Genomic DNA, 19,598 nt, shown 5'->3' on the forward strand with positions numbered 1-19,598 from the left:
AGCAGTGAGAGCGACTTGGCGTTTTCCCTCCTGGACCTGAGCGCAATCCTGCTGGCCCTCTCGGCGCTGTTCGGCTGGCTGAACCAGAAGTACAGCCCACTGCCGCACACGATCGGCCTGCTGTTGATGAGTGTCGTCGTCTCCGGCATTCTGGTTCTGGTCGATGTTGCCGCGCCGTCTCATCACCTGTTCGCGCCGTTGACGAACGCGCTGCTGCAGATCGATTTCACCTCGGTGGTGATGAACGGGATGCTGGGCTTTCTGCTGTTCGCCGGCTCGCTGCACGTCGATCTCGAAAAGCTCAGGCGACGGGCCATTCCGGTCGTCACGCTGGCCCTGCTCGGCACGGGGATTTCGACAGTGGTGGTCGGTCTGGGCTTCTACGGCGCATGCACGGCCATCGGCCTGCCGGTCTCCCTCCCCTGGTCCCTGGTGTTCGGCGCCCTCATCAGTCCCACCGATCCGGTGGCAGTTCTGAGCACCCTCAGGAACATCCGCGTCCCTCCGGATCTGGAGATCGAGATGCAGGGCGAGTCGCTTTTCAACGACGGCATCGGGATCGTCCTGTTCACCATTCTGCTCCGCTATGCCACGGGAAGTGGAGATGTCGGTGCCTCCGAGATTGGCCAGTTGCTGCTGTTTGAAGCGGGCGGCGGAATTCTGCTGGGTCTGGCGGGCGGTTACATCGCCTACAGGGCCATGCATGCGATCGATGACTATGCCATCGAAGTTCTGCTGTCGCTGGCGCTCGTCACCTCGGTCTATGCGGTTGCCCTGCGGCTTCATTGCAGCGCGCCGCTCGCGGTGGTTGCCGCCGGATTGCTGATCGGAGACCGCGGCCCGCGATACGCCATGAGCGAGCAGACCCAGCGCTATCTGTTCGGACTGTGGACCCTGATCGATGAGATCCTGAACTCCGTTCTCTTCCTGCTGATCGGTCTGGAGGTTCTTCTGCTCCGCTTCGGCACCCCGGCGCTGCTGGGAGCAGCGACGGCCATCCCCATCGTGCTGCTGGGCCGGCTGACCGCCGTCAGCCTTCCGCTCCTATTCCTTGCGCGGACCACGCTGGTCTCGGCCCACAACATCCCGTTCCTGACCTGGGCCGGCGTGCGAGGCGGCATCTCGGTCGCCCTGGCGCTGTCGCTTCCGGAAGCGGATGCCAAGGCGCCCATTCTCGCGGCCACTTACGCGGTCGTCGTATTCAGCGTCATCATTCAAGGCTCGACGCTCGGTCTCGTTGCGAGGCGGACGTTGTCCCTTCCGAGCAAGGCCGAGCGGTGAGAGGTTCGTTCCTGCCCTGCTCTTTCGACGACGTCACGATCGCCCACCCGTCCCCGTTTCAGAAGTGCAGCCGAGCACCAGCTCCGCATCGGCAACGACATGGCCGACGTAGCGATAATCGCGAATGAATCCGATCTTGCCGGCGCGCCAGCCGAGCCACATCATGTAGCTCGGCCGCTGATCGTCGCTTCGCTCGAACACCGCGATGGCTTCGCGCCCAGCGCGCGCAGACCGTCCCAGTCACGCCGGTTGAACAGATTCACATAGCGCGCCACGGCCTCGGACGTCGCTCTCGATGCGGGCCGCGCGCCTGGCGTCGCGTTGATCTTCGAGAGCCGCGCGGGCGCGGACGAGATGGGCCCTCACCGAGTCGGCAGTCAGATCGAGCAGCGCCGCGATGTCGGCGAGCGGCTCATCGAGCACGTCCTTCAGAATGAGAACGCTCCGCCGGGGTATCGGAAGCTCCGCGAAACGCGATACCGCCGTCCTGATCGCGTCATCGCGCATCATCAGCTCCACGGCATCGGGCGCGGCCGCATCAACGACACCATCAGCCGCCTCGATTGGTTCGGCGGCGCGGATCGCACGTGCGCGCAACAGGTCCAGCGCCCGGTTATGCGCGATCCGGAACAGCCAGCCGCGCAGCATCGTGACGTTCTCCATCTCGTCCAAAGCGATGAGCGCTTTCGCCAGGGTGTCCTGCACGACGTCCTCACCATCGCCAACGGAGCCCATCAGGCGCGCAATCGCGATGCAGCTCGGGCCGGAGCCGCTCGGCCAAGTCCATGACGTCCCTCCTGCGCGCCTCATGCGCCGCCTGGTAGCCATCGCTCAAGCCGTCTCTCCTTCCATCACCGTCACGCCGGCGTCGCCATTGAGGCCGAACACGAGCCCGTCGGCAAAGCGTGGGTCTTCCAGCACCGAGATCACGCGATCGCCAAACGCGCGCGGCGGCATCGGCGAACCGAAGCGTGCGACGAAGGCTTCCGGCGTGATGCCCATGGACCCGGCATAAGCGCCCGCCGCCGTGTCCCCCACCCCTGTACCAAGGATCATCATGCGCGGCACGATGGCCTGGAAACGGATGCCGAGCTTGGCCTCTTGCGACACGCCATTGGCGTATTTTGCCATGAACCAGAGCATGCGCTTGGCGCCGCCGTAGCCGCCCGACATCTGCGAGCCCGTCACCGCGGCGCCGCTCGATCCGACCAGGACGCGGCTCCCCTGCCGGAGCGGAAGCTTGAGCGACGCCTGCATCCAATACAAGCCGGCCCTGACGTCCGTCTCCCAGGCGACAGAAAAATCCGTCCAGCTCAGCTGATCCAGGCGGCCCATCGGTGGCTTCGCGCCTGCGTTCAGCACCAGAATGTCAGGGCGGATCTCACCGAGAATGCGCCACGCGGCGGCCTCTTCGGTGACATCGGCCGCGATCGTGGCGACGCCTAAACGCGCGGCGACAGCGTCGAGCGCCTCGGTTCCGCGTGCGACCACGGTCACCTTGGCGCCGTGATCGACCAGGGCCTCCACCAGTCCGAGGCCCAGACCGCGGCTTCCGCCGGTGACGATCACACTCTTGTCCCGCAGGCTCATGATGATGCTCCACTCTCCTGATGAAGTGAAGACGATCGAGCCATGGCAAAAGAGTCATGGCAAAAGAGTCATGCCATCGGTCGGATCGATGGGCCGACGAGGACCGCGGGCACGGAGGCGTTTCCCTCCGCCGCGATCACGCCCCTGCCGACCACGAAGCCCTGACAAAGCTGACGCTCGCCGGCCGCGGTCCCATGCAGCACCGGCTCGGCCGCCTTTCGCGAGCTAGTCCTTGATCCCCGTCGCGCGCTCGAGCCAGCCCATGCCGAACAGGACCAGCAACGTGATCGTGATGGCCGCTCCCACCAGCAGCCAGGCGCCCATGGCGCACGCAATGCCGAGCCCGGCGGCAATCCAGACGGTCGCCGCCGTGGTCAGTCCACGGACCGTCTGCGCGCGCTGGTCCCGCAAGATCACGCCGGCACCGATGAATCCGACCCCGCTGATCACGCCAGTCAGAACGCCCTGTATCACTCGTGAAATGGCATCGGGGTGATCCCGCAAATCCTTGAACTCGATCGCGGCGATCGACACCAACGCAGATCCGAGCGAGACCAGCGCAAGCGTCCGCATGCCCACGGCCTTCCCACGCATGTCTCGATCGATCCCGATCAGCAGGCCGGTCGCGGCCGCTGCCAAAAGGCGCAGAACATCGTCGAGCTGATCCATGTGGCCTCCGATTACACGCCGGCTTTCTCCTACGGTCAGCAATGGCGTACGCGCAGGCAAGTTCATCCATTCGTCACCGGACGGAAAACGAGCGAAGCCTCTTCCTGGCCGCGCCCCTGGTACGGCACCGGACCGTCAGCGGTCGTCGATCGACAGCCGCTTGGAACAGCGTCTTCGTGAGTACGTTCGGCGAGCACGCCTGCAGGAGTACGTCATGGCTGAGAGCATCCGACGGCAGCACGTTGCCGGCGTCGCAAAGGCCTCGTCTGGGTCGCTCTGCTGCTCCTGCTGTTCGGCAGCACGGCGATTGCCTACGTTCCCATGGGCTGGCTGACGACGGCAGCGGGCATCGTGATTACCGTGTCAAAAGCGCATTGGTCATGTTCTTCTTCATGGAGCTCACCGACTCCAAGCCACTGATACGGCTCGCCGCCGGTCTGGTCTTCGTCGCCGTGTTGTTCACACTCACATTCGCTGATGTGCTGACGAGGCCGGGTTAACGCCACCACATGTCCTCACCCGCTCCCGAGCAGGTGCACAAGCCCGAGAGCCAATGCATCAGATGCGGCCTCCCGGGGCGGCCGTCCGCGGCCTCGTCGAACGCCAAGAGCGGCCGCTCAACTAAGTCTGGATGATGAACCGTCTGCTTCAGCAATCGGTCTCGCCAACGGAGGCACGGCTGAGCCGTTCGATGTTCTGTCCGACTGCGTACCAAGAATACTGTTTCATCGGACGGCAAGGCCGAACTCGTGATCTCCGCTCGACGTTGATCGCGGACGTACAGTGCAGGCAACCGTCAGAAGCGACCTTCGCGACATCTCGATGGACCGGCTTATCTTTCAAGACGAAATGCTGTCCGGATCTTTCGTTCCGTTGCCGGGCTTGGGAGCGTCTCATGCTGAAATGGGCGTTAATCTTCTTCATCATTTCGGTCGTTGCCGGCCTCCTTGGCTTCAGCGGCATCGCAGCAGGAGCGTCGACCATCGCGAAATGGCTATTCTTCCTGGCGATTGCGATCTTCCTGATCTTTCTTGTCATGGCCTTCGTCGCCGGTGAGGTGCTGCTCTAACCGCGCCGACATTCGAGAAGGTTGTCTGCCATGCGGAACGGCACGACCACGAGGCAGGCAATTGAACGTGTAAGAGCAAAAAAGGAGATGATATGAAGTCTACTCTCACTGCGGTCGCGGCGACGCTCCTGTGCCTGTCAGTTTCGTCGGTGGAGGCCAGCCCTGCCCGAGTGCTCAACATGGCCGCGATGCGTGCGTCTCCGGGCACGAGCTATGCGATTGTCGCCGTGGTTCCACGTGGCAAGATTGTCAACGCGCGTTACTGTATCAGCAACGGCTGGTGCCGGGTCAAATGGCGTGGAAGGCTCGGGTGGATCAACGGAAAGCTGCTCCGCACCCGGCTGATCCACCGTCGCGGCTGATGGACACGATCGCCCCTGTTCTCTGTTGGCCGCAGACGATCGTCGCACGGTCCGTCGTTTCCATGAGAACGTCAGCTACGAAGCGCGCGGATCACACCTTGCAATCCGCGCCGAACCGGTCCCTGATGATCGATGGGAATACTTGCTGCCTTGACCGCTGCAGCTCTGCATGTTGCCGGAATGCCCGGCGCCGGCGGCGCTTCCGGTCGTCTGCCCCTGTGGACCGATCTCACTGAACATGGTCAGAGAGCGGTCCGATGGCCATCATCACCGGCTCGTTGTTGCTGTCCTTGGCGCTCACGATGAAGGACCCCGGCACCACGTTGATGCGGACTGAGAGCTGCTGCCGGTCTCCTGAGAGAAGGCAGGCGCTTGAAGCGCAGCAAAGATCAACAGCGAAGATGCGATGTGCCGTCCGGACATGTCTGATCCTCCTGGGTTGGACATGATGCGGAGCTCGAACAGGCACAAGGGAGGATGGTTCAAATGGCCCGACTTGCTCGGCGGTCTCGTACTCCGATCGCCGCGCATGAACATTGCCGTGCGCACTCGGGATGGCGACGTCCACCAGCTCCGGCCTTCCGGAGTTCGACGACGGTCGGCCGGCGACCCGTTCATTCGGCGCAACGTCGAGCATGCTCTCGCCCAGCAGCATGCGGAACCTTCCGAGAGTGGACCCATTAACAGCCGGCGGAACCTTTGCTCCGACACAGCCAGCCCAGGCGTTGTTGCCTGGCGCGGACCGCTTCTGACCGCCCACCCATGAGGAGCCATGACCGCGCGTTTCCGCAAGATGCTCGACGATCTCGCAGAGACGTTCTGGCTGGTCCCGGCCCTGATCGTCCTGCTCGGCATCGGCATCGCGTTTCTGGCGATCGAGATCGACCGCGGCACCATCGTTGCTGACTGGCTGCGCGACGAGTGGCTCTACAATGGCGGCGCGACCGGCGCCCGCACCCTTCTCGGCGCCATCGCCTCCTCCACGATCGGCGTCGCCGGCACGGTGTTCTCGATCATGATCGCGGCACTGTCGCTCGCAGCCGGGCAGATGGGGCCGCGGCTACTGCGCAACTTCACGCGCGATCGCGGCAACCAGATCACGCTCGGCGTGTTCCTCGCCACCTTCTGCTACGCGCTCATCGTGTTGCGGAGCGTGCGCACCCCGGCGGAAGGCGCGTTCGTACCGCACCTCGCGACCACGATCGGCATCGTGCTCGCCTTCCTCTCCGTCGCCACTCTCGTCTATTTCGTGGGTCACATGTCCGGACGGATCAATGTCGACACGGTCATCGGCCTGGTCAGCGACGACGTGCAGTCCATGATCCACTCGCTCACGCGCGAGGACAGCCAACCTGCACCTCCGCCTGCGCGCTTCTGGCAGAATGCCGTTCCGATCATCGACGCGCGGCAAGGCTATCTGGTCCAGTTGGACGAGCGCGGGCTGGCGACGTGGGCGTGCGAGCATGACACCGCCATCCATCTCCTGGTGCGGCCGGGAGACTACATTTTCCCGGGTGCGCCGATTGCAATGGCAACCATGCCTCGTGATGGAATTGAAGAGGCGATCCGCAATGCGACAGCGCTCGGCCCGCAGCAGGTCACCTCGGCCGATCTCCGCTTCGCGGTTCGACAACTCGTCGAGGTCGCGGTGCGTGCGCTTTCGCCCGGCATCAACGATCCGCATACGGCGATCACCGTTCTCGACCGGCTCGGCGCGGCCCTGTGCGAGATGCAGCCGCTGCGATTGCAGACGGGCGTCTGGATCAAAGAGGGAAAACCAGCGCTGGTCGTACCGCATCTCCGCTACCACGAACTGGTCGCCGCCATGTTCGACATGATCCGGCAGAACGCGGCGGACGCGCCTCCGGTGCTCATCCGCATGATCGAGGTGATGATCCAGGTCGTGAGCTGCGAGCGCGACCCGCAGCGGATCGACTGCGTCCGCGAGCACGCCGATCTCGTCCTCGCGGACGCCGAGCGATGCATTCGCAATCCCAGCGATCTCGACGCCGTCCGCAACCATCATCGCCGCTTCACCGCGGTGTTCGAGAAAGGCCCAATTGGGCGCTTCCTGACGTGACACGCGTCCGCAAGGCTCCCGTAAAACGATTGGAACGCGGGACCGAGGACGTCGTTTGCCTGCGAAGAAGCGGAGCCCCTCGACATCGCGAAGCTCGTTCTTCCTCTTGATCACCGTCACGTGGATGCGTCCCTTGGTCCCCGGTTGGCTGCACATTCTTTCGCTGGTCTGTCTGGTCCTGGGCGTGCTTTGCGCCCTTGTCATTACGATCGACGTGATCCGGCATCCGCAGCAGATGTGGATCATGGACGTGGTGTGGCCGACAACAGCGCTGTTCGGAAGCGTCTGGGTCGTCTGGCAGTACTTCTCCTACGGGCGGCTTGCGACCCGGGAGAAGATGCGAGCGGCCAAGAGCCATGACGCGCAGCCGCTGAACAAACGGCAAACTCCGTTCGCCATCATGGTCGCCAACGGCTCGCTTCACTGCGGCAGCGGATGCACGCTCGGCGACATCGTCGCGGAGTGGCTGGCGTTCGGTTTTCCTGCCATCGCCGTCGCTTTCGGCTGGACGAGCATCTTCTCTGAGAAGATGTTCGCGGTGTGGATCCTCGACTTCCTGCTCGCCTACGGATTCGGCATCCTGTTTCAGTACTTCACGATCGCGCCGATGCGGGGCCTGTCGTTTGGCCAGGGGCTCATCGCAGCCGTCAAGGCCGACACGATCTCGATCACCTCGTGGCAGGTCGGCATGTACGGCTTCATGGCGTTTGCCAACTTCTATATTTTCCGGCATGAGCTCGGCGTGCGATTGGAGGTCGACAGCCCCGAGTTCTGGTTCATGATGCAGATCGCCATGCTGTTCGGGTTCGCGACGTCGTATCCGGCCAATTGGTGGCTGCTGTCTCGCGGCTTGAAGGAAAGGATGTAGCGGCGTTCGCGGCAGGCTCGTCCAGCCGCAGGGCGTTCGCACAGCCCCCCGAGACAGCTGAGCCCCACAAAACGTGTACGGTCGCGGACAAGGTCTGTACCGACCCGCTCCATGCGGGCGACGGCGGATGGAACCAGCGCGTCGACAGAACATTCCTTCCCTGCTCGTTAGAAACGCTGCTGCCGCAAAGGCAGGCCATGAAGCTTGGAAGTGTCGACTTGACCTCATCCCACCGCTACCCGCTCGGTCCGATCATTGTCCTCGTTGCAGCTGCCGCAGGCGTGCTGCTCGGACTCTACTACTATTTCACACCTCTGACGGGCATCACCGGAGCACCCGGCGTGCTGCTCGTCATCGGCTCGAGCGTGGCCCTCGTCCTCGACGCCTTCATCCTGTGGTTTGGCGGGCGCGGATGGCTGTTTGGGATGTTCTGGGTGCTTGGACTGCTCGGCGCGCTCGGCACGATCATCGCCGCCTGGTTTCTGCACGCGTGGTGGCTGGCGGCGGCGATCGTCTTCGTCTTCGCCGGATTGATCGTGACGCTTGCCGGCCCCTCCCAGCCCCGGAGGGCCGCCGCATGACGGCCCTCATGCTCCTCCGTGCCGTCCCGGCTGCGGCGCTTGGCCTGGCGCTGGTGGTCGCACTGCCGGCGGCCATCGCACAGAACGACACGAACAGTCCGGGCGCGACCTCGGGCGGCATCCCCGGCCTGGAACAGAATCGGCCATCGGGCCCAGGCTCGGAGCCGCCGCGCGGCAATGTTGTCGCCCCGTCGTCTGCCCCGGCCAGCAACCCGTCGTCGACCACCGACGCCGCCGCTCAGCAGCCGTCCGGAAACCTGCCCGCACCGAAACAGATCCCGCTCGTGCCGGCCCATTCCACCTGGAATACGTTCCACGGCCAGCTCAACGCGCAGAAATATTCTCCGCTGACCCAGATCACAGCCGACAACGTCAAGTCGCTGGTGAAGGTCTGGGAGTATCACACCGGCGATATGTCGGACGGTTCGGGCGACCGGCCGACCAGCGTCTGGTCCGCCACGCCCATTTTCGCCAATGACACGCTCTACATCGGCACGCCGTTCTATCGCGTGATTGCGCTGGATCCCGGGACCGGCAAGGTCAAATGGACCTTCGATTCCAAGTCGACGCTGAAGGCGTTGACGCAGCCTGCGCTGAAGAACCGCGGCGTCGCCTACTGGCAGTCGCCGAACCCCGTTGCCGGCCAGCCGTGCCAGAAGATCGTCTATCTCGGCACCATGGACGCGCAGCTGTTCGCGATGGACGCCGACACCGGCAAGCTCTGCAGCGGCTTCGCCAACAACGGCGTGCTCAACGTCGATCAGTGGAACGACGTCAACAACAAATATCCGCTGTCGCTACTGCAGCCGCCGACCGTCGCCGGCAATCACGTGATCATGGGCTGGGCCGGCAAGGACTGGGCCTACGCCGAAGCCCCTCCGGGCACTGTCTTCTCCGTCGATCCGCAGACCGGCCAACGGCAATGGTCGTTCGCCGCGCTGCCGCCCGAGATCGCGCCGCGTACCGGCACCGCCAATGTCTGGACGGGCATGTCGGTCGACGAGGGACTGGGACTGATCTATCTTCCGGTCTCCAGCCCCTCCCCCAACTACTGGGGCGGCAACCGCACCGAGAAGATCCCGCTCGCCACCTCGACGACGGCGCTCAACCTCGAAACCGGCGAGGTCGTATGGTCGCGCCAATGGGTGCATCACGATATCTGGGACTACGACATCAACTCCGCGCCGACCTTGATGGACATCACCGTCAACGGGCAGCAGATCCCGGCCTTGATGCAGGCGACCAAGATGGGCTTCCTGTTCGTCGTCGACCGCCGCACCGGCAAGGACGTCTGGCCGATCGAGGAGCGCAAGGTGCCCGGCGGCGACGGTTCGATCCAGGGCGAAGTCTACGCGCCGACGCAGCCCTTCCCGACCAAGCCGGCGCCACTGCTGGATCAATCCAAGAAGCCTCCGATCTGGTGGGTCGCCGACGCAATCGGGCTCGGCCAATGCTCGCGGCTGTGGAAGAGCCTCGACTACGCCGGCATGTACTCGCCGCCGACGCACAACAACAATGGCGTGCTCGCCTATCCCGACTCGGCCGGCGGCGTGCAATGGGGCGGCGTCGCCTTCGATCCGCGCGGCGAGACTGCCATCGTCAACTTCTCGCACGTCGTGCAATCCATCAAGCTGTACCCAAGGAAGGAATATGAGAAGCTTGCCGGCGGCTCGGGCAACGAGCAGGGCTTCTATCCGCAAGAAGGCGCGCCCTACGGCATGTCGCTCGACAACGCGCTGAACTGGCTCGGCATGCCCTGCTGGGCCCCGCCGTTCGGCGAGATCGCCGCCATCGACATGTCCACCGGCGACATCAAGTGGCGCCGTCCGATCGGTGCCTCGCAGAAGTGGGGCTTCTACATGCCGGAGTCGATGGGCTCGGTGACGATCGGCGGTCCCGCGGTGACGGCCGGAGGCGTGATCTTCATCGGCGCCTCAATGGACGCCAAGGTCCGGGCCTACGCGCTCGCCGACGGCAAGGAGCTCTGGTCCGACATCGTCCAGGCGCCCGCGGTCGCCAATCCCGCCGTCTACGAGTATAAGGGCCGCGAATACGTCGCCTTCATCGCCGGCGGAAATACGATCCTCAAGGACCAGGTCGGCGATCAGGTCGCCGTCTATGCCTTGCCGAAATAGCATCGTGCCCCGACCGGACGATCGAGGGCGTATCGCGTGTTCATCAGAGCGTCTCCTTTCGAGCCTTGAGACCGTTGGACGCGATGCGACGTTCCGGCGGCCAATCATTGTGTTGCGAGATCCCAGGTAGGACATGCCGAGCTCTTTCCCGCTTCGTGAGGGATGCGTCGGATCGCCGCGGTTATTGTCGGACATACGATGAATTCCTATCCATAGGACCGGATCCGCTCGTCAGAAAGTCGAGCACAGGTAGGCGATCGTCGCGGGGGGCACGTTGTGGAGACCAAACGTGATTTGCGCCTCGACTTCTTCCGAGGGCTCGCGTTGTGGCTCATTTTCCTCGACCATATTCCCTCGAACGTCGTCAACTCGTTTACGATCCGGAACTTCGGATTCAGTGACGCCACCGAGATATTCGTCTTCATCTCGGGCTATACCGCTGCCTACGTGTACGGCGCAGCGATGAACCAGCATGGTTTCCTCGTGGCTGGCGCGCGAATCCTGCGTCGCACCTGGCAGATCTATGTCGCTCATGTCTTCCTGTTCTGCGTCTATCTGGCGCAGATCGCCTATGTTGCCCGCAGCTTCAGGAATACGCTGTATTCCGAGGAGATGGGCGTGTTCGAGTTCCTGCGCGACCCGGACGTAACGCTGATTGAAGCGCTTCTGCTGAGATTCAAGCCGGCCAACATGGACGTGCTGCCGCTCTACATCGCGCTCCTGGTGGGGTTCGCCCCGCTGCTCTGGCTGCTGCTGCGCCGTCCCACCCTCGCACTCCTCGGCAGCATCGCGATCTACGGCGTGACGCGGATGCTTGATCTCAACATTCCGGCCTATCCGAGCGGCCACTGGGTTTTCAATCCTTTTGCCTGGCAGCTGCTGTTCAGCTTCGGTGCCTGGTGCGCGCTCGGCGGCGCCGACCAGCTTCGCGGATTGCTCCTGTCACGTGCCGTCCTGGCCGCTTCGGTGGCCTACCTGTCGGTGTCCCTGGCGATCGTCGTCACATGGCATGTTCCGGCCTGGACCGTTTTCGTCCCGAGGTGGCTGGCCGAATGGATGTATCCGATCGACAAGACCAGCCTCGACCCGCTGCGCATCCTGCACTTCCTGGCCCTAACGGTATTGGTCGTGCGTCTTCTGCCGCGCGACTGGCCCTACTTGCGTTCATCCTGCCTCCGTCCCCTCGTACTGTGTGGCCAGCACTCGCTCGAAATCTTCTGTTTCGGCGTCTTCCTGTCGTTTGCCGCACACTTCATCATCATCGAAACGCACGGCGGCATCGTCCTGCAGCTGTTCGTCAGCTTTGCCGGCATGCTGCTGATGACCATAGCGGCGGCAGTCATGGACTGGTTCAAGCACATTGACGGGCGGAGCCGAGCAGTGCAATCGACCCGCGCCGGACCGGCAAGGAGTTCGCCATGAGACGCGTCATTCTGCTTGCGGCGAGCCTCTCTATGGTTGCGGCGCTTCCGCTGCCAGCGACAGCCGCCGCCGGCGGGCAAGCCGCCTGCCCCGTTGCGGACGATCTGGTTCAGGCGACGTTCCCGATGCCGAATGCGAGATCAGCGGCAATGGCGCAGCGCCTCGACATCGCCGTGGTCGGAAGCGGCTCATCCATGCTCGCGGGCAAGGCTGGACCAGATCGCGCGTATCCGAAGCAGCTCGAGTCTGCTCTTGCGGCCCAACTGCCGGGAGTCGCAGTCGACGTGATCGTGTATGCGCGATCGCAGGAGAGCGCGTCCGAGCAGGAGCGCAGCATCGTCCAACTGCTTGCAGCACGGAAGCCCAGTCTGGTGATCTGGCAGACGGGCACCGTCGACGCTATCCGGGTTGTCGACGCCGAGGAGTTCGGTAGCGCGGTCGAACGTGGTGTCGCAGCCCTTCAGGCCCAAAACGTCGACGTGGTTCTCATGAACATGCAGTTCAGCCCCAGAACCCAGGCCATGATTGCGCTCGGTCCGTATGCCGATCAGATCCGGCACCTCGCGCTACAAAACTCTGCGAACCTGTTCGATCGTCTTGCCGTGATGAAGGACTGGAATGAACGGGGCACGTTCGACCTTTCTGCGGAGACCCACAGCACCGACGTGGCCGAGGAGGTCCACGCCTGCATCGGCAAGCTGCTGGCCCGCCTGATCGTCCAGGGTATGGCCACGGCGTCCCATTCCAATTCGCCGGCGACCGAATAGCGCGGTGCTCTCCAAGCGAGCGAGGCCTCACGAGACGCCTCGATGGATGACTGCCGGACATACCTCCTGACGACACGGACCACGCATGACACGGATTGCGATCCACACACTTGGGACCCGCGGCGACGTGCAGCCCTTCGTCGCGCTCGGACGTGGCTTGCAGAACGCCGGGATCGACGTTTCGTTCGCGACGGCACCGCAGTTCAAACCGCTCGTATGCGCTCATGGCTTGCCGTTTCACGCCTTGCCCGGAGATCTAGTCGATCTCGTTCATACTCCGCTCGCCCATGCCGCGATGTCCGGCCACCACAAGCTACTCGCCAGCTTTCGGCTGATGGCGGGATTGGGTCCGCTGTTTCGATCGCTGCTCGACGCGCAATGGGATGCGGCGCAGGACACGGACGCCATCGTCTATCATCCAAAAGCCATAGGCGGCGTGCACATCGCCGAGAAGCTCGGCATCCCCGCTTTCGTCGCGCTGCCGTTGCCAGCCCTGTCGTCAACAGGGGCCTTCCCCAGTCCTCTCTTGCCGTTCTCTGACCTGGGGCCACTGAACCGCGCGAGCCACGCTCTGGTGATCCGTTACGGCGACCTCCCCTTTCGCAGGACGGTCGCCAGATGGCGTGAGCAGGTTCTCGGCTTGCCGCCGAAATCGGATTGGCTGACCTTGCGCGGCCGCCCCATCGCCAGGCTCTATCCCTACAGCCCTGCCGTGGTGCCAGTCGCCAACGATTGGGACAACACGGCTCACGTTACGGGATACTGGTTTCTCGATGACGTCGGAGGATGGACGCCGCCGCCCGAACTCGCTGCCTTCCTCCAAGCCGGACCGCCGCCGGTGTATGTCGGTTTCGGCAGCTTGCCCTCTCCGGACGCTGAGCGGATCACCGCCGTCATCATCGACGCCCTGACTCGTGCTGGCCAGCGCGGTATTCTGGCGACGGGATGGGGCGGAATGGCAATGCGACGAACGCCCGAGCACATCCACATGCTGAACGAGGCGCCGCACGCCTGGCTGTTCTCCCGCATGGCCGCGGTCGTTCATCATGGCGGCGCAGGCACCACTGCGGCCGGTCTCCGCGCCGGGCGCCCCAGCGTCATCTGTCCGATTTTCGGCGATCAGCCATTCTGGGGCCGTGCGGTCCATCGGCTGGGCGCCGGACCTGCTCCAATTCCCCATCAAGAGCTGACGCCGGAACGTCTCGCCACCGCCATCAGCCGCGCCGTCAATGACCCCATCATGCGACGCCGCGCCTCGGGGATCGCGAGGATCATCCAGCAGGAGGACGGCGTCGCCGAGGCGGTCGGGCTGATCAAGGCCCATGGGGTCCGTTGAAGCGGGAGCACACAGTCCAAGCAAAATGCTCGCGCTCCAAGCGAAAGCATTGTCCACAAGGACACCGCCCGAGGCACTCTCCACAGCATCGCCGGCATCGAGCCGCAACAATTGGCCGCATCTCCTCGGGGCGGCATGATTTGATTGCCTGCGCGGCGAGTGTCATACACGACACAATGTCACGTTCATTGCCCTCTGCGTTCCATCGTCTCGTCGCGAGCCAGGCCGGCGCTGGCATCATCCTGATGATTTCAGCCACCGCTGCGCTGATCGTCGCCAATACTCCGGCTTCAGAAGTCTACTTCGCTTCACTCCAACGCTACGTCGCCGGACTTTCGATCCTGCACTGGATCAACGACGCGCTGATGGCGGTGTTCTTCCTGCTCGTCGGGCTCGAGATCAAGCGGGAGTTCCTGGATGGGCAGCTCTCGACCTGGCCGCGGCGGGTGTTGCCGGCATTCGCAGCAACCGGCGGCATGGTCGTTCCAGCGCTTGTCTACATCGGCTTCAACCTGAACACCGCGGAGACCTTTCGCGGATGGGCAATCCCGACCGCCACCGACATCGCGTTTGCACTCGGGGCGCTGGCCCTGCTCGGCTCGCGCGTGCCGAGCTCGCTCAAGGTCTTCCTGACCGCGCTGGCCATTCTCGACGACCTCGGCGCCGTCACGGTCATTGCGGTGTTCTACACGGATCACCTCGCGCTCGGATGGCTTGCCGCAGCGGGCGCCGTTCTGGCTGTGCTGATCGTCTTGAATCAGACCGGCGTCGCGCGGCTCTCGGCCTACCTCGTTCTCGGCGCCGCACTCTGGATCTTCACGCTGAAGTCCGGCGTCCACGCCACGCTCGCCGGTGTCGCGCTGGCCTGGACAATTCCGGCCTCCCCGAGCAAGCACTCTCCGCTCCTCACGCTGGAGCACGCGATCCAGCCCTGGGTCGCCTTCGCGATCCTGCCCATCTTCGCTTTTGCCAATGCCGGCGTCTCCCTGGCCGGGATGAGCTGGGATGTCCTCAAGCAACCCGTGACCCTCGGCATCATCGCGGGCTTGTTCGTCGGCAAGCAGACCGGCATCTTTGCCACAACGTGGCTTGCGATACGTCTTCAGCTGGCGCGCCTGCCCGAAGGGGCCGACTGGCGCCAAGTCTACGGCATCGCGGTCCTCTGCGGCATCGGCTTCACGATGAGTCTGTTTATCGGATTGCTGGCATTTCCCGGTGCCGAAGCCCTTCAGAACGAGGTCAAGGTCGGCGTCCTCCTGGGCTCGCTGCTGTCGGGCCTGTTCGGCATGGCGCTGCTGAGTTGGCCTGGACGTGGCAAAGCCGCCGAACAGACGATATGAGATCTGGACTCCTGCGGCGTCGGGAGGTTGCTTCCTGGGATCGTCAACCTCGCACAGCCACCATGCTGCGCGCGAGGGCCGCCCGATGCGGACCGCTGCTGGCCCGACTCTTGCTTTTCCTTCTGCGAGGAGGACCGCAATGCTCGGCATTCCCCGTCGCTACAGCCACTTCGTCTTTGCGGCTATTCAGTCCGGACTGACCTGCTTCGTCGCCGCCGGCATCGCCAGCCTTCCATCCTTTGCGATGGGCGACTTCCTCTCGAACTGGCTGTCGTCATGGCTGATGGCCTGGGCCACGATGTTGCCGATCGTCGTCATGGCTGCGCCAGGCATCAGGTCGCTGGCCGTCGTCCTGACGCGGGACGAGCAGCCAGACCCGAAGTAACGCCGGCCTGAGGGGGCGCACCGACACCTTCCCAACATCGTCGCCATCGACGTGCTGAACGCGGGGCTGGTCGCAACGCCGTCGTGAGACATCGTCATCGACACATCTCTCCACATGTCAAACAGCGGGCATCGCTGAGCCGTCTCGCGGCCGCATGCGCCCGAGCTTTGCCGGCCTCGATGCAGCGTCGAGCGGAGAACACGAGAAACTGGTGGGCGAGCTCGGCAATCACGCCGAGAGGCCATGGGTGATCAGCGGAATCGTTGTCACGGCACTGCAGGTCGAAAATTCCAGCCCCCAGACACCAATGGTGCTGCTGCACATCGAACCGCGGCTTCGAAGCGGCCCTGCAATCGGCAGCTACTGCCAACACAACACCTGACCGCGAACACGTCGCGTCCTTCATCCCTCCGCAAGTCCAAAGATCAAAACTAGGAACGCGTCCCCTCTTGGTCTTGCTGGCCGGGTCCGCTTCAGCTCTTCAGCAAATTCTCCTTTGCCTCTGGCACCCTGCCATCCTTGGACCGCTCGGACACCTCAGCGCTCTCGTTCCGCAACCCGCCTTCGCCGATCGTCGCGGAATGCCATTCCTCTGCCGGATCGCTCGGAACCGGATGCTCCGACATCTTTTCTCCCTGCCCATCCCCCATCTGGACGAGCGGCACGCCGCGGGGAAACACCACTTCGCGAGCCGCATCCGGGAGCTCGATTCCTCCACCAAGCAATGCGTCCTTGGTGAGGCGAAGGAGCGCCGAGTTGATCTTGATCGGAGAGTATGTCGCGCTGACGAACCAGTAGTAGATTCGAAGATTCACGGTCGCCATGCCGAGTTCCTCGACCAGAACCAACGGCTCGGGGGTGTCCAACACCGCAGGATGCTGTTTCAGCACGTCCGCGACGAGGATCTGCGCCCTCGTGGTCGAGGATTCGTAGCTGATGCCGACCGCAAAATTCGCCCGCCGACACGACGCGCTGCTGTAGTTCGTAATGGTGCTCTTGAAGACGATGGCGTTCGGAATCTGCACATAGATGCCGTCGAGCGTGAGCAGGACCGTACTTCGCATATTTAGATTCTGAACGATGCCCATATTCCCGGCGACCTCGATGAGGTCGCCGGTCCCGAACGGATTTCGGATGCTGAGAAGAATGCTCGAGAGAAAGTTCTCGGCAATGTCTCGAAAGGCGAAGCCGACGATGATGCCGAAAAGCCCGGTCCCACCCAGAACGGTGAGCGCGAGCCTTGTCAGACCTGCCACTTGCAGTACGAAATACGCTCCAAGAAGAAATACCGGGATGGAGAACAGGCGCGCAATGACGCCGAGCAAAAGAGACGACGAAATCCTGCTTGCGAGGAAGCGTCGGGCGAGATGAGCAAACAGGCGGCCCACGAGCCATGTGATCAGCATGATCACGCCCGCGATCAGGATCCAGGGCCAGAGCAGCAACGCCTGCCGATAGGTTTTTACGAACTCTTCGCCCGCTCGCCCAAACGTCGATCCAGCGTCGCCATCGATCTCGATGCGGTTGACAACGGCAACGGTCCCCTTGGTATTCCGCGCCAGAGCGCTGGCCCAACGTCCATGCGCCTGGGTTTTCGTGGTCCCCTCCAAGAACACGACTCCGTCCCGCACCGAGACGCGCGGATTCTGGAACCAATCTGTCGATCGCAAGATGCGCTGGATCCGGTTCGCAATTGCCCTGTCGTCGGCAACCGGCGCGACCTCGACCTGCTTCGAAACCGCCTGGTCATCCGCGCCAATCGTAGGAGGTACGGGTTCTGCCGTCTGCGCCGTCGCGGCGGACGCCGTTAAGACAAAGACGCACCAAAACCGGCCGACCGATCCCGCGGCGCACGCCGGGATTTGGTTTCGCCAACCCGCATCCTCGAGAGATCGCCTCGCCCTTATGTCGACCTCCCGATCACGTCCGCAATCTCGTGGGCCGGATGGTTCGTCAGATCCTTCGCAATGGTCAGAACGATACTGTCTCGGACATCTTTGTGCATGACGTTGCGAAGCTGCCCAAGCGTCTGCGGATCGGCGACGAGGACAAGGCTATCGAATTCGTGCGCATGCTTCATCCCTTCAATTGCCTCGGCCAGCTGCTTTGCGAACGTGGCTTCGTCCGTCTGCCGCAACGTCTGCTCTTCCGGGCGCGAGCCGGACGGACCGTCGTCACTCAAATGCTTTGTTGACAATCGCTGCTGTTCCTTCAGGGAGATCGCGTCCCCCGTACCTTCGAGTCGGAAGGCAATCGCCTTTCTTCCATCCGCCACGATGACCAGCGCGTTCTGCGGTATCTTTTTCAACGCGTTCTCTCCACTGTTCGCTGTTGTCACGCCGCTGAAGACCGCGCCTGGCGGCCTATACCTTTCAAGCCATTCACCCAACCGTCTCAAGAGGCAGGGCCACGTCCCAGTTGATCACGAACAGCGACAAAATATAGATTCGGAAACTACTCAGCTCACACGATTCCCGAGCCTCGTGCCGCCCGACAAACTCGGCCACCGCTCGCAAATCCGCGGGTTAAACGAAGAAAAACGCCAAACCGAACAGGACATAAACGCCGACCAGAAGAACGCCCTCGAACCAAGTCGTTTCGCCGTCGGCCGCAATTGCGTTGACGATGAAGGCCGTCCCGACAATGGCGAACAGGTCGAGCGGGCTCGAAAAGACCAGCGTCATCGGTTGACCTATCAGCCACGAGATGAGAACCAACGACGGCGCCACCACCAGCGCGATCTGGATCGCCGAACCGACGCAGATGTTGAGGACCAGCCCCATCTTTCCTTGCCGGGCGAACCAGGATGCCGCGAACAAATCCGAGGCAGTGCCCACGAGCGAAAGTATGATGACGCCCAAAAACAGTGGCGACAGACCCGAACTCTCCGATGTCGCCTCGAGAGCGCCGGAGACCAGATGCGCTTCGAGAGCGATGACCGCTGTCGTCGTTACCAGAACCGCGAGTGACGCAAGAAGTGACCAAGACGCTTTGGATCCGCGAGGTTCGTCCGACGCGAAGACGTCGCGGTGTGTGATCAATGTGTAGACAAGGTTGGCAGCGTACAGGGCGATCAGCACAATTGACACGCCGATGCTGAGCTGCTCGTCGGTCACCACAAGTCGACCTGACGCAGTACTGCTCCGGCCGGTGTAGTCGAAGACGGCGGGCAACAGCAGCGCGATGACCGCCAGGATCAGCAGGCTCGACAGTTGCCCAGCCCGCTCGCGCTTGAACAACTGCTTTTCACGTCCAATACTCCCCACGACGATCGCAAGACCGAGCCCGAACAGGCTGGTGCCGATAATCGATCCCGTGATTTGCGCGCGCACCACGTCGGCTTTGCCGGAGGTCAGGACAAAGATGGCCAGAATCAATTCAGCGAGGCTGCCGAAGCTGATGTTCAGGAGCCCGCCGATCGCCGGCCCCACCTGATCTGCGACCTGCTCGGTGGCTCGCCGTACCCAATCGGCCAGCACGGCGATCGCTGCGGCCGCTGCGAAAAAGATCCACAGTTGCGGTGCCCCCACCAGATAGTGCAACGCAGGCGCAATCGGAACGATGAGGAGAAGCGCGGCCGGCCATGAAACGAGTTTACCCATCAGCACTCCTGGCTCTGTTGCCGTGCGCCGCGGTCCTCAAACCGACCGGATCGATGCTGCGCGCCACGGCATCCAGCACTTTCCGACGAGCCTTGTTCCGGACGCCAGCCA

At 63.3% G+C, this 19,598-nt stretch carries 21 protein-coding genes; 13 read left to right on the plus strand and 8 right to left on the minus strand.

Going from position 1 to position 19,598, the window contains the following annotated elements; translation table 11 throughout:
• Window positions 1–15 precede the first annotated feature (15 nt).
• Window positions 16–1,281 (plus strand): cation:proton antiporter, encoded by a 1,266-nt coding sequence (locus HL666_RS20350; RefSeq protein ID WP_172108290.1) that lies wholly within the window; start codon window positions 16–18, stop codon window positions 1,279–1,281.
• A gap of 33 nt (window positions 1,282–1,314) precedes the next feature.
• Here HL666_RS20350 and HL666_RS34620 read toward each other — a convergent pair whose 3' ends face one another.
• From HL666_RS34620 to HL666_RS20365, 4 genes are all read right to left on the minus strand, one after another.
• Entirely contained in the window at window positions 1,315–1,482 is a 168-nt protein-coding gene (locus tag HL666_RS34620; protein ID WP_376698605.1) for a hypothetical protein, read from the minus strand.
• Between the two features lie 39 nt (window positions 1,483–1,521).
• Window positions 1,522–1,986 carry an RNA polymerase sigma factor gene (locus tag HL666_RS34625; protein ID WP_376698606.1) on the minus strand — a complete coding sequence of 155 codons (465 nt, stop codon included), beginning with the start codon at window positions 1,984–1,986 and terminating at the stop codon, window positions 1,522–1,524.
• Window positions 1,987–2,112: 126 nt separating this feature from the next.
• Window positions 2,113–2,871, minus strand: coding sequence for an SDR family oxidoreductase (locus HL666_RS20360; protein ID WP_172183221.1), 759 nt, complete (start codon window positions 2,869–2,871; stop codon window positions 2,113–2,115).
• A 225-nt stretch (window positions 2,872–3,096) separates the two neighbouring features.
• A complete protein-coding gene (locus HL666_RS20365; RefSeq protein ID WP_172108286.1) occupies window positions 3,097–3,540 on the minus strand; it encodes an MgtC/SapB family protein in 444 nt (147 codons plus the stop codon).
• A gap of 895 nt (window positions 3,541–4,435) precedes the next feature.
• Between HL666_RS20365 and HL666_RS20370 the strand changes: the two genes are divergently transcribed.
• Both HL666_RS20370 and HL666_RS20375 read left to right on the plus strand, forming a co-directional pair.
• A complete protein-coding gene (locus tag HL666_RS20370; protein ID WP_172108284.1) occupies window positions 4,436–4,609 on the plus strand; it encodes a DUF1328 domain-containing protein in 174 nt (57 codons plus the stop codon).
• A gap of 92 nt (window positions 4,610–4,701) precedes the next feature.
• On the plus strand, window positions 4,702–4,971 hold the full coding sequence (locus HL666_RS20375) for an SH3 domain-containing protein (protein WP_172108282.1): 270 nt from the start codon (window positions 4,702–4,704) through the stop codon (window positions 4,969–4,971).
• A gap of 229 nt (window positions 4,972–5,200) precedes the next feature.
• On the opposite strand, the gene HL666_RS20380 is transcribed toward HL666_RS20375, so the two are convergent.
• The gene (locus HL666_RS20380) at window positions 5,201–5,626 is read right to left on the minus strand and encodes a hypothetical protein (protein ID WP_172183222.1); all 426 of its coding nucleotides are present in this window, start codon (window positions 5,624–5,626) and stop codon (window positions 5,201–5,203) included.
• Window positions 5,627–5,743: 117 nt separating this feature from the next.
• Here HL666_RS20380 and HL666_RS20385 point away from each other — a divergent pair, with 117 nt between their 5' ends.
• The 10 genes from HL666_RS20385 (at window position 5,744) to HL666_RS20430 (ending at window position 16,267) form a co-directional block, all read left to right on the plus strand.
• Entirely contained in the window at window positions 5,744–7,051 is a 1,308-nt protein-coding gene (locus HL666_RS20385; RefSeq protein WP_172183224.1) for a DUF2254 domain-containing protein, read from the plus strand.
• A gap of 133 nt (window positions 7,052–7,184) precedes the next feature.
• Window positions 7,185–7,919, plus strand: coding sequence for a DUF4396 domain-containing protein (locus tag HL666_RS20390; RefSeq protein ID WP_172108278.1), 735 nt, complete (start codon window positions 7,185–7,187; stop codon window positions 7,917–7,919).
• Window positions 7,920–8,137: 218 nt separating this feature from the next.
• Window positions 8,138–8,500, plus strand: a complete 363-nt coding sequence (locus HL666_RS20395; RefSeq protein ID WP_172183226.1) for a hypothetical protein — start codon at window positions 8,138–8,140, stop codon at window positions 8,498–8,500.
• Entirely contained in the window at window positions 8,497–10,635 is a 2,139-nt protein-coding gene (locus HL666_RS20400; RefSeq protein ID WP_172108274.1) for a pyrroloquinoline quinone-dependent dehydrogenase, read from the plus strand. The genes HL666_RS20395 and HL666_RS20400 overlap by 4 nt, the downstream gene beginning before the upstream one ends.
• Window positions 10,636–10,911: 276 nt before the next feature.
• Window positions 10,912–12,057, plus strand: a complete 1,146-nt coding sequence (locus HL666_RS20405) for an OpgC domain-containing protein (protein WP_172108272.1) — start codon at window positions 10,912–10,914, stop codon at window positions 12,055–12,057.
• Entirely contained in the window at window positions 12,054–12,824 is a 771-nt protein-coding gene (locus HL666_RS20410) for an SGNH/GDSL hydrolase family protein (RefSeq protein WP_172183227.1), read from the plus strand. Before HL666_RS20405 ends, HL666_RS20410 begins: the two co-directional genes overlap by 4 nt.
• A gap of 85 nt (window positions 12,825–12,909) precedes the next feature.
• A complete protein-coding gene (locus tag HL666_RS20415; protein ID WP_172130698.1) occupies window positions 12,910–14,160 on the plus strand; it encodes a glycosyltransferase in 1,251 nt (416 codons plus the stop codon).
• Between the two features lie 176 nt (window positions 14,161–14,336).
• Window positions 14,337–15,500 carry a Na+/H+ antiporter NhaA gene (gene nhaA, locus HL666_RS20420; protein WP_172131095.1) on the plus strand — a complete coding sequence of 388 codons (1,164 nt, stop codon included), beginning with the start codon at window positions 14,337–14,339 and terminating at the stop codon, window positions 15,498–15,500.
• A 139-nt stretch (window positions 15,501–15,639) separates the two neighbouring features.
• A complete protein-coding gene (locus tag HL666_RS20425; RefSeq protein ID WP_172108264.1) occupies window positions 15,640–15,885 on the plus strand; it encodes a DUF2798 domain-containing protein in 246 nt (81 codons plus the stop codon).
• Between the two features lie 154 nt (window positions 15,886–16,039).
• Entirely contained in the window at window positions 16,040–16,267 is a 228-nt protein-coding gene (locus tag HL666_RS20430; RefSeq protein ID WP_172108262.1) for a hypothetical protein, read from the plus strand.
• 91 nt (window positions 16,268–16,358) lie between these two features.
• Here the strand turns inward: HL666_RS20430 and HL666_RS20435 are convergent, their stop codons facing one another.
• From HL666_RS20435 to cax, 3 genes are all read right to left on the minus strand, one after another.
• Window positions 16,359–17,747: a mechanosensitive ion channel domain-containing protein gene (locus HL666_RS20435; RefSeq protein ID WP_172183286.1), complete on the minus strand. Its 1,389-nt coding sequence runs from the start codon at window positions 17,745–17,747 to the stop codon at window positions 16,359–16,361.
• A gap of 41 nt (window positions 17,748–17,788) precedes the next feature.
• Window positions 17,789–18,193, minus strand: a complete 405-nt coding sequence (locus HL666_RS20440) for a host attachment family protein (protein ID WP_172183229.1) — start codon at window positions 18,191–18,193, stop codon at window positions 17,789–17,791.
• A gap of 217 nt (window positions 18,194–18,410) precedes the next feature.
• The gene (gene cax, locus HL666_RS20445) at window positions 18,411–19,487 is read right to left on the minus strand and encodes a calcium/proton exchanger (RefSeq protein WP_172183231.1); all 1,077 of its coding nucleotides are present in this window, start codon (window positions 19,485–19,487) and stop codon (window positions 18,411–18,413) included.
• Between the last annotated feature and the right edge of the window lie 111 nt (window positions 19,488–19,598).

It is taken from the genome of Bradyrhizobium aeschynomenes (genome assembly GCF_013178945.1).
Lineage (GTDB): Bacteria > Pseudomonadota > Alphaproteobacteria > Rhizobiales > Xanthobacteraceae > Bradyrhizobium > Bradyrhizobium aeschynomenes.

What these genes read in the sequence shown, in the direction of transcription:
- HL666_RS20425 (WP_172108264.1), top strand. Translation starts at nt 15,640, where the DNA reads ATGCTCGGCATTCCCCGTCGCTACAGCCACTTCGTCTTTGCGGCTATT.
- nhaA (WP_172131095.1), top strand. Translation starts at nt 14,337, where the DNA reads ATGTCACGTTCATTGCCCTCTGCGTTCCATCGTCTCGTCGCGAGCCAG.
- HL666_RS20430 (WP_172108262.1), top strand. Translation starts at nt 16,040, where the DNA reads ATGCGCCCGAGCTTTGCCGGCCTCGATGCAGCGTCGAGCGGAGAACAC.
- HL666_RS20365 (WP_172108286.1), bottom strand. Translation starts at nt 3,540, where the DNA reads ATGGATCAGCTCGACGATGTTCTGCGCCTTTTGGCAGCGGCCGCGACC.
- HL666_RS20370 (WP_172108284.1), top strand. Translation starts at nt 4,436, where the DNA reads ATGCTGAAATGGGCGTTAATCTTCTTCATCATTTCGGTCGTTGCCGGC.
- HL666_RS20415 (WP_172130698.1), top strand. Translation starts at nt 12,910, where the DNA reads ATGACACGGATTGCGATCCACACACTTGGGACCCGCGGCGACGTGCAG.
- HL666_RS20375 (WP_172108282.1), top strand. Translation starts at nt 4,702, where the DNA reads ATGAAGTCTACTCTCACTGCGGTCGCGGCGACGCTCCTGTGCCTGTCA.
- HL666_RS20385 (WP_172183224.1), top strand. Translation starts at nt 5,744, where the DNA reads ATGACCGCGCGTTTCCGCAAGATGCTCGACGATCTCGCAGAGACGTTC.
- HL666_RS20360 (WP_172183221.1), bottom strand. Translation starts at nt 2,871, where the DNA reads ATGAGCCTGCGGGACAAGAGTGTGATCGTCACCGGCGGAAGCCGCGGT.
- HL666_RS20380 (WP_172183222.1), bottom strand. Translation starts at nt 5,626, where the DNA reads ATGCTGCTGGGCGAGAGCATGCTCGACGTTGCGCCGAATGAACGGGTC.
- HL666_RS20400 (WP_172108274.1), top strand. Translation starts at nt 8,497, where the DNA reads ATGACGGCCCTCATGCTCCTCCGTGCCGTCCCGGCTGCGGCGCTTGGC.
- cax (WP_172183231.1), bottom strand. Translation starts at nt 19,487, where the DNA reads ATGGGTAAACTCGTTTCATGGCCGGCCGCGCTTCTCCTCATCGTTCCG.
- HL666_RS20410 (WP_172183227.1), top strand. Translation starts at nt 12,054, where the DNA reads ATGAGACGCGTCATTCTGCTTGCGGCGAGCCTCTCTATGGTTGCGGCG.